Origin of the sequence: Methylobacterium sp. GC_Met_2, assembly GCF_026540795.1 — a bacterium.
Classification (GTDB): domain Bacteria; phylum Pseudomonadota; class Alphaproteobacteria; order Rhizobiales; family Beijerinckiaceae; genus Methylobacterium.
Genome location: NZ_JALNUM010000014.1, coordinates 47,682 through 63,534, shown reverse-complemented (window position 1 = coordinate 63,534; position 15,853 = coordinate 47,682). Strand labels below are relative to the sequence as shown.

17 protein-coding genes are annotated in these 15,853 nt (G+C 66.6%); 9 read left to right on the top strand and 8 right to left on the bottom strand.

Going from position 1 to position 15,853, the window contains the following annotated elements:
- Position 1 precedes the first annotated feature (1 nt).
- The 5 genes from OXS49_RS07935 (at position 2) to OXS49_RS07915 (ending at position 4,224) form a co-directional block, all read left to right on the top strand.
- Positions 2-631, top strand: a complete 630-nt coding sequence (locus OXS49_RS07935) for an acyloxyacyl hydrolase (protein WP_267423294.1) — start codon at positions 2-4, stop codon at positions 629-631.
- 13 nt (positions 632-644) lie between these two features.
- On the top strand, positions 645-1,217 hold the full coding sequence (locus tag OXS49_RS07930) for a cob(I)yrinic acid a,c-diamide adenosyltransferase (RefSeq protein WP_267423292.1): 573 nt from the start codon (positions 645-647) through the stop codon (positions 1,215-1,217).
- A 168-nt stretch (positions 1,218-1,385) separates the two neighbouring features.
- The gene (locus OXS49_RS07925) at positions 1,386-2,135 is read left to right on the top strand and encodes an electron transfer flavoprotein subunit beta/FixA family protein (protein ID WP_244005911.1); all 750 of its coding nucleotides are present in this window, start codon (positions 1,386-1,388) and stop codon (positions 2,133-2,135) included.
- 67 nt (positions 2,136-2,202) lie between these two features.
- On the top strand, positions 2,203-3,156 hold the full coding sequence (locus OXS49_RS07920) for an FAD-binding protein (protein WP_267423290.1): 954 nt from the start codon (positions 2,203-2,205) through the stop codon (positions 3,154-3,156).
- A gap of 186 nt (positions 3,157-3,342) precedes the next feature.
- Positions 3,343-4,224, top strand: coding sequence for a 3-hydroxybutyryl-CoA dehydrogenase (locus OXS49_RS07915; RefSeq protein WP_244005914.1), 882 nt, complete (start codon positions 3,343-3,345; stop codon positions 4,222-4,224).
- A 40-nt stretch (positions 4,225-4,264) separates the two neighbouring features.
- Here the strand turns inward: OXS49_RS07915 and OXS49_RS07910 are convergent, their stop codons facing one another.
- The 5 genes from OXS49_RS07910 to upp form a co-directional block, all read right to left on the bottom strand.
- Complete coding sequence (locus tag OXS49_RS07910; RefSeq protein ID WP_244005916.1) at positions 4,265-4,567, bottom strand: hypothetical protein; 303 nt, start codon at positions 4,565-4,567, stop codon at positions 4,265-4,267.
- A 113-nt stretch (positions 4,568-4,680) separates the two neighbouring features.
- Positions 4,681-5,694, bottom strand: coding sequence for an NAD(P)H-quinone oxidoreductase (locus OXS49_RS07905; protein ID WP_267423286.1), 1,014 nt, complete (start codon positions 5,692-5,694; stop codon positions 4,681-4,683).
- A gap of 107 nt (positions 5,695-5,801) precedes the next feature.
- Positions 5,802-7,043 (bottom strand): ABC transporter substrate-binding protein, encoded by a 1,242-nt coding sequence (locus OXS49_RS07900; RefSeq protein WP_244005920.1) that lies wholly within the window; start codon positions 7,041-7,043, stop codon positions 5,802-5,804.
- 119 nt (positions 7,044-7,162) lie between these two features.
- A complete protein-coding gene (locus OXS49_RS07895; RefSeq protein WP_244005922.1) occupies positions 7,163-7,786 on the bottom strand; it encodes a DUF938 domain-containing protein in 624 nt (207 codons plus the stop codon).
- Positions 7,787-7,968: 182 nt separating this feature from the next.
- Positions 7,969-8,598 (bottom strand): uracil phosphoribosyltransferase, encoded by a 630-nt coding sequence (gene upp / locus OXS49_RS07890; RefSeq protein ID WP_244005924.1) that lies wholly within the window; start codon positions 8,596-8,598, stop codon positions 7,969-7,971.
- 603 nt (positions 8,599-9,201) lie between these two features.
- Between upp and OXS49_RS07885 the strand changes: the two genes are divergently transcribed.
- Positions 9,202-10,893 (top strand): methyl-accepting chemotaxis protein, encoded by a 1,692-nt coding sequence (locus OXS49_RS07885; RefSeq protein ID WP_267423282.1) that lies wholly within the window; start codon positions 9,202-9,204, stop codon positions 10,891-10,893.
- Positions 10,894-10,983: 90 nt separating this feature from the next.
- Here the strand turns inward: OXS49_RS07885 and OXS49_RS07880 are convergent, their stop codons facing one another.
- Together OXS49_RS07880 and OXS49_RS07875 are read right to left on the bottom strand one after the other, a co-directional pair.
- A complete protein-coding gene (locus OXS49_RS07880; protein WP_244005928.1) occupies positions 10,984-11,448 on the bottom strand; it encodes a DUF2852 domain-containing protein in 465 nt (154 codons plus the stop codon).
- Between the two features lie 57 nt (positions 11,449-11,505).
- On the bottom strand, positions 11,506-12,165 hold the full coding sequence (locus OXS49_RS07875) for a TetR/AcrR family transcriptional regulator (RefSeq protein WP_267423280.1): 660 nt from the start codon (positions 12,163-12,165) through the stop codon (positions 11,506-11,508).
- A gap of 264 nt (positions 12,166-12,429) precedes the next feature.
- Between OXS49_RS07875 and OXS49_RS07870 the strand changes: the two genes are divergently transcribed.
- The 3 genes from OXS49_RS07870 (at position 12,430) to OXS49_RS07860 (ending at position 14,548) form a co-directional block, all read left to right on the top strand.
- Positions 12,430-12,723 (top strand): hypothetical protein, encoded by a 294-nt coding sequence (locus OXS49_RS07870; protein ID WP_244005933.1) that lies wholly within the window; start codon positions 12,430-12,432, stop codon positions 12,721-12,723.
- A 127-nt stretch (positions 12,724-12,850) separates the two neighbouring features.
- Positions 12,851-13,258: a thioredoxin family protein gene (locus OXS49_RS07865; RefSeq protein ID WP_267423246.1), complete on the top strand. Its 408-nt coding sequence runs from the start codon at positions 12,851-12,853 to the stop codon at positions 13,256-13,258.
- A gap of 120 nt (positions 13,259-13,378) precedes the next feature.
- On the top strand, positions 13,379-14,548 hold the full coding sequence (locus OXS49_RS07860) for a glycosyltransferase (protein ID WP_244005937.1): 1,170 nt from the start codon (positions 13,379-13,381) through the stop codon (positions 14,546-14,548).
- A 17-nt stretch (positions 14,549-14,565) separates the two neighbouring features.
- Here OXS49_RS07860 and OXS49_RS33595 read toward each other — a convergent pair whose 3' ends face one another.
- A complete protein-coding gene (locus OXS49_RS33595) occupies positions 14,566-15,510 on the bottom strand; it encodes a helix-turn-helix domain-containing protein (RefSeq protein ID WP_267423245.1) in 945 nt (314 codons plus the stop codon).
- Between the last annotated feature and the right edge of the window lie 343 nt (positions 15,511-15,853).

Here is a 15,853-nt window from a genome sequence, read left to right as displayed (position 1 = left end):
CATGACCGCCCCTTTCCGCACCTGTCTCATGGGCCTGATCTCCGTCGCGGTGATCCTGCCCGTCTCGGCTGCGGATCTGGCGCCTGCTCCGGCGACCTACTACGCGCCGCCGGCCCAGCCGCTCAGCATCGTCTCCGAGGTCCGCATCGGCGGCTCGGTTCAGGATCCGGGCAGCGCGGAGGGCAAGCTGCCCGGTTTCAGCAAGGGGAATGTCAACGGCGAGATCCTGTTCGCGAAGCCGATGATCAGCGCCGATCCGTTCTGGCAGGCCTTCGTGCCGCGGCCCACGGTGGGCGGCAGCTACAACACCGGCGGCCGGACGAGCTACGCCTATCTCGGCGCGACCTGGACCCTCGAGATCTTCCCGGAAACCTTCAACCGTCGCGTCTTCCTGGACGGGTTCTTCGGCGGCGTGGCCCATAACGGCTATACTGGCCCGAAGGCGCTGACGCCCTACGGCTTCAACACCCTCGGGTGCTCGCCGATGTTCCGCGAAGCCGCCGCCTTGGGCTTCCGTCTGACCGAGCATTGGAGCATCATGGCCACCGTCGAGCATATGTCGAACGCGGGCCTCTGTGCGAACAACCGCGGTCTGACCAATTTCGGCGGCAAGATCGGCTACACCTTCTGAGGCGTCCCGCTGCGTGGTCAAGCTCAACAAGATTTATACGCGCACCGGCGATAATGGCACGACCGCTCTGGCGGACGGGCAGCGGCGCTCCAAGGCGGATCTGCGAGTCGAGACCTACGGGACCGTCGACGAGACCAATGCCTGTCTCGGGCTCGTTCGCCTGCACACGTCGGGTGCGCTCGATGGGATGCTCGGCGCGATCCAGAACGATCTGTTCGATCTCGGCGCGGATCTCGCGACACCGCCGAGCCCGGAGCCTCTCCCCTACGAACCGCTGCGGATCATCGCCAGCCAGGTCGAGCGGCTCGAGCGCGACATCGACGCCGTGAACGCGGCGATCCCGCCGCTCAAATCCTTCGTGCTGCCCGGCGGCTCGCCGGCCTCTGCCGCCCTGCACCTCGCCCGCACGGTCTGCCGCCGTGCCGAGCGTCTGGCGGTCGCGCTCGCCGCGGACGAGACCGAAATCGTCTCGCCGGAGGCGCTGCGTTATCTCAACCGCCTGTCGGATTTTCTGTTCGTCGCCGGCCGCGCGGCCAATGCCGACGGCGCCGACGACGTGCTCTGGGTGCCCGGCGCCAACCGCTGAGTCGCCGACCCCTTTTCCGGCAGCCTCCACTGCGCCGCGTTGACAAGGCGGAAATGTGGCCGCTACGGTCCGGCCGCCCTGCACGCCCCCCGCGACGGCGCGTCCGTGGCGCCGGCGGGACCGGCCTGCACGATGATAAGAATCCTCCTGGGAAGGATCGTAACCGCCATGAAGGTGCTGGTGCCCGTCAAGCGGGTTGTGGACTACAACGTCAAGATCCGCGTGAAGGCCGATGGCTCCGGGGTCGAACTCGCCAACGTCAAGATGTCGATGAATCCCTTCGACGAGATTGCCGTCGAGGAGGCGATCCGGCTCAAGGAGAAGGGCAAGGTCACGGAGATCGTGGCCGTCTCGATCGGCCCGCAGCAGGCGCAGGAGACGCTTCGCACCGCGCTGGCCATGGGCGCCGACCGGGCGATCCTGATCAAGACCGACGTCAATTGCGAGCCGCTGGCGGTGGCCAAGCTCCTGAAAGCCGTGGTCGACAAGGAAGGACCGCAGCTCGTCATCCTGGGCAAGCAAGCGATCGACGACGATTCGAACCAGACCGGCCAGATGCTCGGCGCGCTGCTCGGCTGGCCGCAGGGGACCTTCGCCTTCAAGGTCGAGGTCGGCGAGGGCAGCCTCGAGGTCACCCGCGAGGTCGATGGCGGGCTGCAGACGGTGGCGCTGAAGCTGCCGGCGATCGTTACGACCGACCTGCGCCTCAATGAGCCGCGCTATGCGAGCTTGCCCAACATCATGAAGGCCAAGAAGAAGCCGCTCGAAGAGCTGGCACCCGATGCCCTGGGCGTCGACGTTACCCCGAAGCTCAAGGTTCTCAAGACCGCGGAGCCGCCGGGGCGCTCGGCCGGCGTGAAGGTGGGTTCCGCGGCCGAACTGGTCCAGAAGCTCAAGGTCGAAGCCGGCGTGATCTGATTTGCGGGCGAGGCTCCCCGTCCGGGGTCGAGCCGCGCATCACCACATTCGGGGATTTGAGACGACCATGACGACACTCCTCTTCGTCGAGCACGGCAACGGCCAGATCAAGGACGGGACGCTGAAGGCGTTGACCGCCGCCAAGGCTATCGGCGCGCCGATCCATGCCCTTGTGCTCGGCGCCGGATCCAAGTCCGTCGCCGATGCGGCGGCCAAGCTCGACGGCGTCGACAAGGTGCTGGTCGCCGAGGACGCCGCCTACGACCATGATTTGGCCGAGCCGGTCTCGGCGCTGATCGCCTCGATTGCGGAGCCCTACGAGACGATCATCGCCTCGGCCTCGACCACGGGGAAGAACGTGCTGCCGCGCGTCGCCGCCCTGCTCGACGTGGCGCAGGTCTCCGACATCATCAAGGTCATTGCGGCCGACACGTTCGAGCGGCCGATCTATGCCGGCAACGCGATCCAGACTGTCCAGACGCCGGCCGGCAAGCGGGTCATCACCGTGCGGACCGCAGCCTTCAAGGCCGCCGGCGAGGGCGGGTCCGCGGCCGCGGTCGAGTCGGTCTCCGCCTCTGCACCCGAGGCCACCGGTTCAAGCTTCAAGGGCGAGGAGATCGCCAAGTCCGACCGGCCGGAGCTGGCTGCGGCACGGATCATCGTCTCGGGCGGCCGGTCGCTCGGTTCCTCGGACAAGTTCCACGAGCTGATCGAGCCGCTTGCCGATACGCTGGGCGCCGCGGTCGGTGCCTCTCGCGCCGCGGTGGACGCGGGCTACGCGCCGAACGACTGGCAGGTCGGCCAGACCGGCAAGGTGGTGGCGCCCGATCTCTACGTGGCGGTCGGTATCTCCGGCGCGATTCAGCATCTCGCTGGCATGAAGGACTCGAAGGTCATCGTTGCCATCAACAAGGATGAGGACGCACCGATCTTCCAGGTCGCGGATTACGGCCTCGTCGGAGACCTGTTTCAGGTTGTTCCGGAGCTGCAATCGGAGCTCGGCAAGGCGAAGGGCCAGTAAAGGGCCGATTGACGCGCCGGCCGCGCGCGCGGGTATTTCCAGTCCCACGCGCGCCCACGGGTTCCTTCGGCATCCGTGATTGGTCTAGAAGGCAGCGACGGCGTGAGTTCAGGCCGTCGTCTTGGCGCAGTCCGTCGGGTGCGGCGGCCGTGCAGTGGCAACGGCATCAGGGGCACAGGTCGGTAAATGGGCATGGAGATCAAGCGGGTCGGCATCATCGGCGCGGGCCAGATGGGCAGCGGCATCGCGCAGGTCTGCGCTTCGGCCGGTCTCGACGTCCTGCTGAACGACCGCGATCCGGTCCGCCTGGAGAATGGTCTGAGCCTGATCGAGGGCAACCTGGGGCGCCTCGTCTCCAAGGGCACCATCTCGGATGAGGATAGCCGCGAGGCCCGGTCGCGCATCAATCCGGCGCGGGACTTCGACGCGCTGGGACCCTGCGATCTCGTAATCGAGGCCGCAACCGAGAACGAGGCCACCAAGCGCGAGATCTTCACGTCCCTGTGCCCGTCGCTGAAGCCGGAAACACTGGTTGCCACCAACACGTCGTCGATCTCGATCACCCGGCTCGCCGCCGCGACGGATCGGCCGGAGCGGTTCATCGGCATCCACTTCATGAATCCGGTGCCGGTGATGCAGCTCGTCGAGCTGATCCGCGGCATCGCCACCGAAGACGCGACCTACGAGACCTCCAAGGCATTCATCGCCAAGCTGGGCAAGACTTCGACGATGTCGGAGGATTTTCCCGCGTTCATCGTCAACCGCATCCTGTTGCCGATGATCAACGAGGCGATCTACACGCTCTATGAGGGTGTCGGCTCGGTCGAGTCGATCGACACGGCGATGCGGCTCGGCGCGAACCATCCGATGGGCCCGCTCCAGCTTGCCGATTTCATCGGCCTCGATACCTGCCTGTCGGTGATGCAGGTGCTTTACGAGGGGCTGGCGGATTCGAAGTACCGCCCCTGCCCGTTGCTCGTGAAGTATGTCGAAGCCGGCTGGCTCGGCCGCAAGGCGAAGCGCGGCTTCTACGATTATCGCGGACCGACCCCGGTTCCGACCCGCTGATCGAGCGATCGGGGCGACCGCGTGGCCGCCCCGGCATTCCTCACTTCGTCGCGCCATTCGCTCCGGGCTGGGCCGGCTGCGGGTAGGATGGGTTGCCGCCCGGCACAGCGGTGCTGTTCGAGGACGACGCCGCTCCGGACTGGCCGTTGACCGAGCCCGTCACTTCGCGACGCGAGGCATCCTGGCTCTGGCTGGCGTAATCCTTCGGTGAATTCGCACCGTTCCACGTCAGCAGCCCGACCGTGGCGATCGCCAGGAGCACGAGGCTCGCCACCAGAACCCAAAGCACGGGCTTGCCGCGCTCGCCCTGACGACTGTCCTGCGGGTTCAATCTCTCGGCCATCTGCACACATCCTCGACTGCGGGACGCAACACGCGGCAGCGTGGTCTGCGACACGATCCCGTTACCGGCGGCCAACGCGGGCCCGGGGAAGCAAGTTCCTATCGCCGGGTCGGTCAGCGGCCGGTGGTCAGCAGGATCTTGCCGAGATGCGCGCTCGATTCCATCAGCGCATGTGCCTCCTGGGCCTTCTCCAACGGGAAGGTCGCGTGCGTGACGGAGCGGATTCGTCCCGCATCGAGTTCGGGCCAGACATCCCGACGCAGGCCCTCGGCGATCGCAGCCTTATCGGCCTTCGGGCGGGGGCGAAGGGTCGAGCCGGTGAAGGTCAGGCGGTTGCGCATGATCGGCGTGATGTTCAGTCCATCGACCTTGTAGCCGCCCATGAGGGCGATCATCACCAGCCGCCCATCCGGCGCCAGGGATTTCAGGTTCCGGGGGAGATAGCTCGCGCCGATCATGTCGAGGATGACGTCGACTCCGCGGCCGTCGGTGAGGCGCTTCACCTCCTCGGCGAAATCCGCCTGTTTGTAGTCGATCGCCGCATCGGCGCCGAGATCCTCGCAGAACCGGCACTTCTCGGCCGAGCCGGCGGTGGCGAACACCCGCGCGCCGACATGCTTGGCGATCTGGATCGCGGTGGCGCCGATGCCGCTCGACCCTCCGTGAACGAGGAAGCTCTCACCGGCGGCGAGCCGGCCGCGCTGGACCACGTTCGAATAGACGGTGAAGAACGTCTCCGGCAGGCCGCCGGAATCCACGAGCGAGACGGCCTGCGGACGCGGCAGGCAATGGCTGGCCTCGGCCACCGCGAATTCGGCGTAGCCGCCGCTGATCACGAGGGCACACACCTCGTCACCGACCGACGCGGTCTCGACGCCTTCGCCGAGCGCGGCGATCCGACCGGCAATCTCCAGGCCCGGGACCTCGGTCGCTCCGGGCGGCGGCGGATACAACCCCGCCCGCTGCATCATGTCGGGGCGGTTCACGCCCGCAGCGACGACTTCGATCAGAACCTGACCCGGTCCTGGCGACGGCAGCGGCACGGTCTCGACCGCGATCACCTCCGGGCCACCCGCACCCGTGAAGCGGATCTGGCGCATGGTCTCGGGCAGGGCAGTGCTGGCCATCAAGGCGTCCTCAACGCATGCGTTTTCGGGCCGCGCCTCCTGAGCGCGGTCCGTCTTGATTGCGGCAACCACAGCGCTTGGCAAGCGCGGCCTTTGGCGGCGGATGCCTATCGAGCCGCGGCTTTCACGGCGGGCGGGAGCACGATCTGTCCCTGGGCCAGGCTCTTCGGCCAGACCGCGACCTGCTTGCCGTCCTGCCACTGCGCCATCAGCCCGGTCACGAAACCCTGCCCGTACTTGATCGAGTGGGTGAAAGGATCATCCTTGCCGTAGAACTGCGTGCGCCCGACCGTCCCCTCCCAATCGGTCTTCTCCAGGGCGTCGACCAGCGTGTCGGCCTCCGTGGAACCGGCACGCTTCACGGCGTCGGCGGCGTAGTAGACCTGATCGTATGCCATGTAGCCCGCGTAGGACGGGTCGCTGTTGAACCGCTTCTTGAACGCCTCGCTGAAGGCGAGCGATTTTCCGGTGATCGCGGCGCCCGGCACCGCGATGCTCTGGAAGATCACCCCTTGCGTCGCACCGTTGGTGTTCGACCAGAAGGTCGAGGAGGTCGCCTGCGAGTTCATGCCGGTCATGGCGAGCGGCACCTGCTGGTTCTGCCACTGAACAGTCGGCTGCACACCGACATGCGAGATGCCGGTAACGATCAAATCCGGCTTGGACGTCTCGATCTTGTTGTAAATCGGCGTGAAGTCGCCCGTGTCCGGCGAAAAGCGGATGTGATCGACGACTTTCACGCCGATCTCCGGCAGGCACTTCTCGTAGGCGACGTCGAGCGGGCGGGTCCAGGCCGCGTCCTCACTCATGATCGCGGCGGTCTTCACCTTCATCAGGTCGATCAGCATGTCCTTGGTCGAATCGCAGATCGATTGTGCCAACGCCGCCGAGGTCAGGTAGCCGTGGAAGGTGTATTTGTTGCGGGCGTAATCCTTGTGGACGGCGAGGCTGATCTCATTGGAGGCCGCGCCCGGCGTGATCATCGGCGTCTTGAGCCGGGCCGCCCAAGGCATGAGCGCCAGCACGACTTCGGAGATGTAGCTGGCGATGACCAGATTGACCTTGTCCTCGGACACCGCTCGCTGGAACGCGCGGACCGCATCGGAGGCGGAGCTCTTGTCGTCGTAGGTGACCACTTGGATCTGCCGCCCGTCGACCCCGCCTTTGGCGTTGATCTCATCGGCGGCGAGTTGCACCGCCTGCGGGATCGAGGCCCCAACCACCGACTGCGCCTCGGCGATCACGCCGATTCTGATCGGGTCGGCGGCCCGCGCCGGCCCCGCACCCACCAGTCCGGCCACTGCGAGCAGGGCCAGGGCCCTTTTCGAAACGCTGCGTTCCATCGGCATGGGCTTCCTCCTGCGGCCCGTGCGGCTTTTGTCGCCGCATCGGGTTCGGGGCAGGAGTGTGCAACACCCATTGGCCTGAATTCAATGTACACTTCTGCGAATGCGTGACGAAGAGCGCGTCAGCTTTTCGCGCAGCGGAAGATCAGGCTCGTGTTGTTGGCCGGCATCGCCACGCGCTCGGCCATGACGAACCCATGCCGCGCTGCCAAAGCGGTCACGGCCTCAAGATCGCGGACACCCCATGCCGGGTCCCGGGCGCGTAAGGACGCGTCGAAGGCGGCGTTGCTTTCTGCGCTGTGCTGCCCGCCTTCGCGGAATGGTCCGTAGAGGAACAGGAGCCCGGTCCCGGTCAGGACGCGGGACGCCCCGGCCATCAGCCCCTCGGTTGCGGACCAGGGGGCGATGTGGATCATGTTGATGCAGACGATTGCGTCGACACGGCCGGTCGGCCAAGCGCTCGCATGTGCGTCGAGCGCGAGTGGCGGCCGGATATTGGTGAGCCCGGCTAGTCGGGTATGGGCGACGATGCTGCGCCGCGCTTCGGGCTCGGGATCGCTCGGTAGCCAGGTCAGGCCGGGCAGCGCGGCAGCGATGTGGATCGCGTGCTCACCGGATCCGCTGGCGATCTCAAGTATGGACCCTCCCGCCGGAAGTACCCGCCGCAGGACCGCGAGGATCGCGTCACGATTGCGCGCGACGGCGGGCGCCGTGAGGGCATCCCGGTCGACCTCCCAATTCAGCATGATCACCCTCTCCTGAACCGCCGATAACGCACGGATTTCAACCGCGGGATGCCTGCGAATGGCTGTGCCTCGACCGGCTCGAAACACGCCTTGCCCCGACACACCTCTACCGGGACCCGACCCGGCCGGATCTGAGTGTGATCGAACCGATGATGCGGACCGGCCCGCGGGGAATTCACCGTTTACCGGGTGCCGTACATCCGATCGCCGGCGTCGCCGAGACCCGGAACGATGTAGCCGTGATCGTTCAGGTGGCTGTCGATCGCTGCGGTCCAGACCGGCACGTCGGGATGCGCCTCCTGAAACTTGGCCAGCCCCTCCGGAGCGGCCAGGAGACAGACGAAGCGCAGATCGGACGCGCCACGGGCCTTCAGCAGATCGAGCGCTGCGATCGCCGAGTTGGCAGTGGCCAGCATCGGATCGAGGACGAGCACCGTCCGGTCGGCGAGGTCCGACGGAGCCTTGAAGTAATACTCGACCGCCTGGAGGGTGTCCGGGTCCCGGTAGAGACCGACATGCGCGACCCTGGCCGAGGGAACCAGCGACAGCATCCCGTCCAGAAACCCGACCCCCGCGCGCAGGATCGGGGCCAGGACCAGCTTCTTGCCCTGGATCTGGCGGCCCTCCATCGGCTGCAACGGTGTCTCGATCGTCACGGCTTCCAGCGGCAGGTCGCGCGTGACTTCGTAGGCCAGGAGCATGCCGATCTCATTCAGGATCTGGCGGAAGCCCTTGGTCGAGCGGTTCTTGTCGCGCAGGTATGTGAGCTTGTGCTGCACGAGTGGGTGATCCACCACGGTGACCCGACCCATCGGCACAGCCCTCCCCTCAGCCTCGTCGATCGAGACATGCAGGACCCTGGGCGGGGGTGCAACTTTGAAGGCTGGGCGACTCGGCGCGCCGCAGCGACCTGGGGCGTCTGCCCGTCCAAGGGCAGGGCCTCGTTCCGGACTTGGTGGCTCCAATCCCGGAACGCGCACTTGCCGACAGGGCCGAGGACGATCGTAGACAGAGTTAGAACAGTTCCCTCTCCCGTCGAGAGATCCTCTGGACTGTGCACATTATATGCCCCGCGTCGCCACTTTTCGCTGAGCGACGAAACGATGCGTGAGGCCGCCATTCAAATTCTCGTTAGCGATCGCGCCGAATGGCTCCAATTTTTAATCGTTCGAGGAAAAATTATACCTTTATATTCGAACGTTTATATTGATCTATGGCCGTTACAAGACCCATATAATACAAAATATCATCGATGTATATTTCTTATACGAGCGCGTTATTGCAAAGATATAAAAATTTTATGTCTCACAGCGGCGTTTTCTTTGGCTTGCTGTTCGCGCATTCCGGCTTAATTCGGGCATCGCATTTTTTTGCTTCCGACAAGCACCCCTGAAGCAGGCAGAACCGAACGCGCCATGCACCTCAACCTCTCCATCAAAGCGACTCTGACGATCCTGTTCGGTGTGCTCGCGCTGATCTCGACAGGACAGGGCGGGCTGTCGCTCCGGGACGCGGCCGCTGTACGCCGATCCACGACGGCACTGGCAATCAACTGGCTTCCCTCCGTCGAGAGGATCAGCACGATCGAGGTCGCGGTTTCCGAAGTTCGGATCAAGCAATACCGCCTGATCCTGCTGTCGAACACGCCGGACAAGCGCACTGAGAATGAGGCCAACCTCGCGGCCACGCATGCGCGCCTGCGCGAGGCGCGCAACGTCTATGAGGCGCTGATCACCACCCCCGAGGAGCGGACGTTCTATGAAGCCTTCGCGGCAGCCTGGAGCAAGTTCGAGCGGGTGGATGGTGATGCGCGCCGCCTCGTCGCAGCCGGGCAAGCGCAAGACGCCATGGCGCTGCTGGTCAAAGCCGATGTGGTCGCCCTCTACGACGACGCCCGAAAGACCCTCACACGTCTCGTCGCACACGACGAGGAGATGGCCGGGCGTGACGCGAATGACGCGATGGCGGGCGCGAACTCGGCATCCGTCACGGCCATCGCCGGGATTGGGCTTGCGCTCGCGTCGGCCCTGGGTGCAGCCATTTTCGGCCTCCTGTACATCTCGCGGCCGATCGAGCGCATGACCGCTGCGATGTCGAGGCTCGCGGACGGCGAAACCGGCACGGCGGTGCCGCATGTCGGCCGCCACGACGAGATCGCCGCGATGGCGTCAGCCGTGCAGGTGTTCAAGGACAACCTGATCCGCAGTCGCGCCCTGGAGACCGAAGCCGCGGAGGCGCGCGCGGCGGCGGAGGAACAGCGCAAGGCCGGCATGCGCGAGATGGCCGACAGCTTCGAACGGGCGATCGGCGGCATTGTCGGGCAAGTCTCGGCGTCCGCTACGGAACTGCAAGCGACCGCCGGCTCGATGTCGGCCATGGCCGGCCAGACCTCGGCCCAGTCGACCGCGGTTGCCGCCGCCGCCGAGGAGGCCGGCACCAACGTCAACACCGTGGCGGCCGCGGCCGAAGAGCTGGGCTCGTCCGTGCAGGAGATCGGCCGACAGGTTCAGGGCTCGTCCCAGCTCGCCCAGGCAGCCGTCGACGAGGCCGATCAGACCGGCACGCTGGTGCAGGAGCTGAGCACCGCCGTGGCCCGGATCGGCGACGTGGTCGGGCTGATCACATCGATCGCCGGCCAGACCAACCTGCTCGCGCTGAACGCCACGATCGAGGCGGCGCGGGCCGGCGCCGCAGGCCGCGGCTTCGCGGTGGTGGCCTCCGAGGTCAAGGCGCTGGCCGAGCAGACCGCCAAGGCCACCGAGGAGATCGGCCAGCAGATCGGCCGGGTTCAGGGCGTGACCGGTCAGGCAGTGGGCGCGATCGGCACGATCACGGCGCGGATCCGGGAGCTCAACGCTGTGGCGACCACGATCGCGGCGGCGGTCGAGCAGCAGGGCGCGGCCACGCAGGAGATGGTGCGCAATGTCGGGCAGGCGGCGCAGGGCACCGGCGAGGTGACCAGCAACATCGTGGGTGTCGCCGAAGCCGCCGAGGAGACGGGTCGGGCGGCGAACCAGGTGTTGGGCGCGGCCTCGGAACTGTCACATCAGTCCGAGCATCTGACCGCTGAGGTCAGCCGCTTCCTCACCAGCGTTAGGGCCGCCTGACGTCGGCGGCCATCGCGGGTCGGAAGCGGTCGCGTTCCGGTCTTGCTCCGCGGGCGCCTAAGCTGGCGTCCGCGGAGAGGCATCGTGGGTTCAGGCCGTCTGGCCCTCACCGCCGGTGGTCCCGCGCTTCGCCATGAAGGCGTCGAACTGCTCGCGGTCCTTCGCCCGCTTCAGCTCATCGACGAACGCCGTGAAGGCGCGGCTCTCCTCTTCGAGGGCACGCCGCTGCGCTTCCAGCCGGTCGAGTTCCTCGCGGCGGTAAGCGTCGAAGGCGGCATTGCCGGTGCTGCTGCGCCGGTTAGCGGCCTCGAAGGCACGGGCGAACCGGGAGACCGGGCGCGCGCCTTCGAAATCGGACATGGTCCGTCGCGCCGTATCGCGCATCTCGGCGAAGGCCGGATAGCCGGTAAACTTCCAGGCCAGCAACGCGAGGCCGACCGGCCACCAATAGATGAAGCCGACGACGATCGCGCCGATCTCCAGGGAACGACGCGGGAACGGGCCGGACCGGCTTAGCTTGCCGGTCGCCCAGGGTGAGGAGGTTTGAGAGGTCACGGCAAGGCTCCGCTGTTCATGTGAACGGAGTTAACATGCGGGCGCCACGCGCAGCTTTCAAGGCCGCCCTGAAGCGGGTCCGTGGGCTGCCCCATGGACGAGGGCGAGAACGCCGGCCCGGAGCAACTCGAACTTGTCGGGAAAGCCGGGGCCGCGCGGCAGATGTCCGGCGGCCGATAGGGTCGCAAGACCGTGGGCGAGTGCCCAAACCTCCAGCGCGATGAAGCGGGGCGCGACGCCACCGAACCCATCGGCGAACGTCGCCTGAAGCGCTTCCACCAAGAGATCGAATGGGCTCGGCCGGGCGACGGGGGCGCCGACGCCGGACCCGCCGTCCTTCTCGACGGTCGGCAGGCCGCGGGTCTCGAAGATCGCGGCATAATAGGCCGGTTCCTCCTCTGCGAAGGCGAGGTAGGTCTCGCCCATGCGGGTGAACCGCTCCAGCGGCGTGCCGCGCGACGTGAGCGCCCGAGCGAGCCGGGCGGCCAGTTCGGCGAAGCCGCGCCCGGCCAGTTCCTCCAGCAGGGCTTCGCGACCACGGAAGTGCCTGTACAGGGCAGCCGGCGTGACGCCGACGAGGCGTGCGGCGTCCACCAGCGTGAAGCCACCGATTCCGCGCTCGGCGATGAAGCGGCGGGCCGCCTCGATAAGCGCCTCTTTCAGGTTGCCGTGGTGGTAATTCCGCCGGTCGTTCGGTCCGTCCCGCCAGGGTCGCAAGATCCCAAATCCTTCGCGCGCTCGTGTGCACCTCACAGACCTTCCGCGATGCTGTCGAGTCGGAAGACCGCTGGGGCGGATGGATTTCGCGGGGTGCCGTCCAGCATTACCATTGAACGCGGGCTTTGTTGCGATTCAGGATTTTGCGGTCGCGCTTGACCGGCGCGGATCCGCGCTCCACGCTCAATGAGGATGGAGTGGCCGACGTCGCGTGCTCAGGCGCTCGGTGCCGGCCCCACGCGCGACTGAGGACACGCCTCCCATATGGCTTTTGTCAGCCTCAAGGCTTGGCGTGCGCGCTCCGCGGAACGCGCCGAGATCGCAGCCCGGCTCAAGCGGGATCTGATCGCCGCCCTCGACCTCGGTGAGGCCGACGCCCTGGCGGTGAACGAGATCAGCTGCCCCGACCCCGGCTGCCCCGACATGGAGACGGTCGTTCTGGTGATGCGCGCGGGGGCGCCCACTCGCGCCCTGCGGATCCGGTGCCCGATGGAGGCCGTCGGCCCCGCCGACATCGATGCCCTGGTCGCCGAGGACCGCAACGGCTCATCCCGATGATGTGACCGGCCGTGCTCACTTTCGGGTTGTTCGCACCGTGGGCCGGAGCAACCTTTCGAGGCCGGTCGCGTACTGTACGCCGATGCCCCGAAACAACGGGGATCGGAACGTCCGGGAGGGGCGAACTATGATGACCCGCCGTCACGCCATGGCCCTGTCGTGCCTTGCCGCGCTGGGATCGATCCTTGCCGTCGCTTGCAATCCGGCGGCCGCCGGCGAGACCATGCCGTTCTCGGACACCGCCTTCGAGGCGGCGCAGAAGAGCGGGAAGCCGATCCTCATCGAGGTCAGCGCGCCCTGGTGCCCGATCTGCAAAACCCAGAAGCCGATTCTCGCCAAGCTGGCGCAGCAGCCGCGCTTCAAGGACCTCCAGATTTTCGATATCGATTTCGATAGCCAGAAGCCGCTGCTGAAGCGGCTGGATGTCCGCATGCAGAGCACGCTGATCGCCTACAAAGGGGCGACCGAGGTCGGTCGCTCCGTGGGCGAGACGCAGCCCGAATGGATCGAAGGGCTGATCGAGAAGACGCTCTGATCGGGCAGCCCCGGGACGGCGCTTGCGCGGCACCGATCCGCTTTTGCATTCGTTCAGGCAGCCTCCGGTAGAGCGCCACGGAGCCCGACTGCTTCGTCGGGGCCCGACGGAGACGATTCGGTGTCGCGCGTTCCTCCCCCAGCCGCCCCGATCCCGGATGCGATCATCGCGATACCGGTCCGTAACGAGGAGGAGCGCATCGCGGCCTGCCTGCAGGCCATCGACGCGCAGGTCGGCCTCGAGCCCGGACGTCTCGGGCTCGTCCTGTTCCTCAACAATTGCACGGACCGGACCGAGCAGATCGTCGCCGCGACGGCGCCGACCCTGTCGATCCCGGTCCGCGTGCTGACCGAGTCGTTCGCGGACGCGCATGCCGGCTGGGCCCGGCGCCGCGCCATGGATGCCGCAGCGGACTGGCTCGGAGACACCGGCGGTGGCGGGATCATCCTGTCGACCGATGCGGACAGCCGCGTGCCGCCGGACTGGGTCGCGCGCAATTGGGCGGCCATCCGGGTGGGAGCGGATGCGGTCGCAGGCCGCGTCGAGCTCGATGAGGCCGAGGCGGCGCTGTTGCCGCCGTCCCTGCCGGCCCGCGGCCGGCTCGAGGATCGCTATGATGCGCTGATCACCGAAGCGGAGGCGCGGATCGATCCCGATCCGCACGACCCCTGGCCGTGCCATCGGACTGCGATCGGCGCGACGCTGGCGGTGACCCGTGCCGCCTACCATGCGGTGGGGGGCATGCCGGAGATCCCCCTAGGTGAAGACGGCGCCTTCATCGCCCGTTTGATCGAGAACGGCCTGCGGGTGCGCCACGCCACCGATGTCTGCGTGACCATTTCGGCCCGCCTCGCCGGGCGGGCGCCCGGCGGGGTAGCCGATACGATTCGCGCGCGGTGCGAGGAGCCGGACGCCCTTTGCGACGCCCGGATGGAATCGTTTGTCCACGCCGTGCGCCGCTACGTCTGGCGGCGGCGATTCCGGCATGAGCACGGAAGTGGGCGGCTTGCGCGGGATCAGGCCTGGGCGCGACGGCTTGGGATCGGGCCGGCAGAGGCCAGCCGGATCGCGGCCCTTCCCCTCGGTCAGGCCGTGGCAGAGGCCGAGCGCGCGAGCGCCCGCCTCGCCTACCGCCCTATAGGCCCGCGCCAGTTGCCGCGGGAGATCCGCATCGCCCGCATGGGCGTCGCCACGATCCGCCTGTATTCGGCTCTCGCAAAATCGCTGCACCGGTTCACAGCGGCCCTGCCTGAGCGTCACATTATCGACGCGGAACGGGGACGCTCCTGATCGAACCGGCCAACGCCCTAAGCGAGCAGGTCCCGGGGCGAGAGACCGAAGCGCTGCCGGAAGGCACGGCTGAACGCGGCCGGATCGGTCAGACCGCAACTCGCCATGATCGACCCGATCCTGAACCCCATCTTGGGCGCCCGAAGGATCCGCTCGTGCGCGCGGTCGAGCCGCGCGTTGCGGATCGTGGCCGCGATCCCCTCGCCGCCCGCGAAGGCTGCGGAGAGGCGGCTGCGAGACACGCGAAGGTCGGCGACGAGGTTCGCCGACCCGAACGCGGGATCGTGCAGACACCGCTCGATCCGCGCCAAGGCCAGCGAGCGCAGGGCGTGCGCTGAGATGTCCTGTTCCGCGTCTGGGTTGTACCCATCGACGATGCCGCGCAGCAGATGGAGCGCACCCTCGATGGCGATGGCGGTCTCTGCCTCCGACATGGTGTGGACCGAAACCGCGAAGCTGCGAAGATAGGCGGAGAACAGCTCGTTCAGCGGCCCCGCGGGGATCTTGCTCCCGGCAAGCTCCCTGAGATTGCCGATCTGAGATTGAAACGTCTCACGGGGAATCAGGAGGCGAATCTCGTCGAAATCCGTCAATCCGCCTCCCGAACCGGGTTTACTCCAGGTCTGAAACGCGATGTCGCCGACGCCCAGCAGAGTTCCGTTGCGGTCGTTCTCGAGATAGCCGCGCCCCTTGCGCACCACCATGACGCCGACCTCGTCGCGGCCATCCCGGCGGATGTGAGCGGGCGTTCGTTCGAGGCTGTAGGGCCGACTGATCGTGTGAATGATGCCACCGTGCGGCGACTGCGCGATCATGCGGCTGGCCGAGAACGGTCTGTCCAGATCGAGCTGCTGCAGGTCGACGGTCGACATGACCGTGCTGCGCCAGTAGTCGAAGGCTCGTTTCTCTTCGACCGACTCCGTCGTGCCGAAGAAGACTGCGACCGTACTTGTGCCACTCACAGCCGACCAGCCTCGCTTCCCTCGGCCGACGACGCGCGATTTTTTGCCGAAGCGCCGGCGGGGACAGATTTTCAGGCCTAGCCCTTGGATGCAATTGCGCAGCAATGGTTCTCAAAACCTTGAGTTGCCAAGATCCTAAACTCGAAGAGTTTAGTATCTATTGAGCACAACATGGAGTTGTGAAACTATTCGATCAACGGTTCTTGTTCAAAAGCACTCGTTGAGACTGCTATCCGCATCGCGACAATTTAGCATCAGCGATCCAGAAAAGAGAGCTTGCGCAACCTTTCGCAGTCGCTTCTCGCAAAAACGATGCGACTGTACGTTGGTTGCGCGCTCTTGA

Bases quoted from the DNA above. Each gene is read 5' to 3' on its own strand.
- OXS49_RS07935 (WP_267423294.1), top strand. From the start codon at position 2: ATGACCGCCCCTTTCCGCACCTGTCTCATGGGCCTGATCTCCGTCGCG.
- OXS49_RS07925 (WP_244005911.1), top strand. From the start codon at position 1,386: ATGAAGGTGCTGGTGCCCGTCAAGCGGGTTGTGGACTACAACGTCAAG.
- OXS49_RS07920 (WP_267423290.1), top strand. From the start codon at position 2,203: ATGACGACACTCCTCTTCGTCGAGCACGGCAACGGCCAGATCAAGGAC.
- OXS49_RS07915 (WP_244005914.1), top strand. From the start codon at position 3,343: ATGGGCATGGAGATCAAGCGGGTCGGCATCATCGGCGCGGGCCAGATG.
- OXS49_RS07910 (WP_244005916.1), bottom strand. From the start codon at position 4,567: ATGGCCGAGAGATTGAACCCGCAGGACAGTCGTCAGGGCGAGCGCGGC.
- OXS49_RS07905 (WP_267423286.1), bottom strand. From the start codon at position 5,694: ATGGCCAGCACTGCCCTGCCCGAGACCATGCGCCAGATCCGCTTCACG.
- OXS49_RS07900 (WP_244005920.1), bottom strand. From the start codon at position 7,043: ATGCCGATGGAACGCAGCGTTTCGAAAAGGGCCCTGGCCCTGCTCGCA.
- OXS49_RS07895 (WP_244005922.1), bottom strand. From the start codon at position 7,786: ATGCTGAATTGGGAGGTCGACCGGGATGCCCTCACGGCGCCCGCCGTC.
- upp (WP_244005924.1), bottom strand. From the start codon at position 8,598: ATGGGTCGGGTCACCGTGGTGGATCACCCACTCGTGCAGCACAAGCTC.
- OXS49_RS07885 (WP_267423282.1), top strand. From the start codon at position 9,202: ATGCACCTCAACCTCTCCATCAAAGCGACTCTGACGATCCTGTTCGGT.
- OXS49_RS07870 (WP_244005933.1), top strand. From the start codon at position 12,430: ATGGCTTTTGTCAGCCTCAAGGCTTGGCGTGCGCGCTCCGCGGAACGC.
- OXS49_RS07865 (WP_267423246.1), top strand. From the start codon at position 12,851: ATGATGACCCGCCGTCACGCCATGGCCCTGTCGTGCCTTGCCGCGCTG.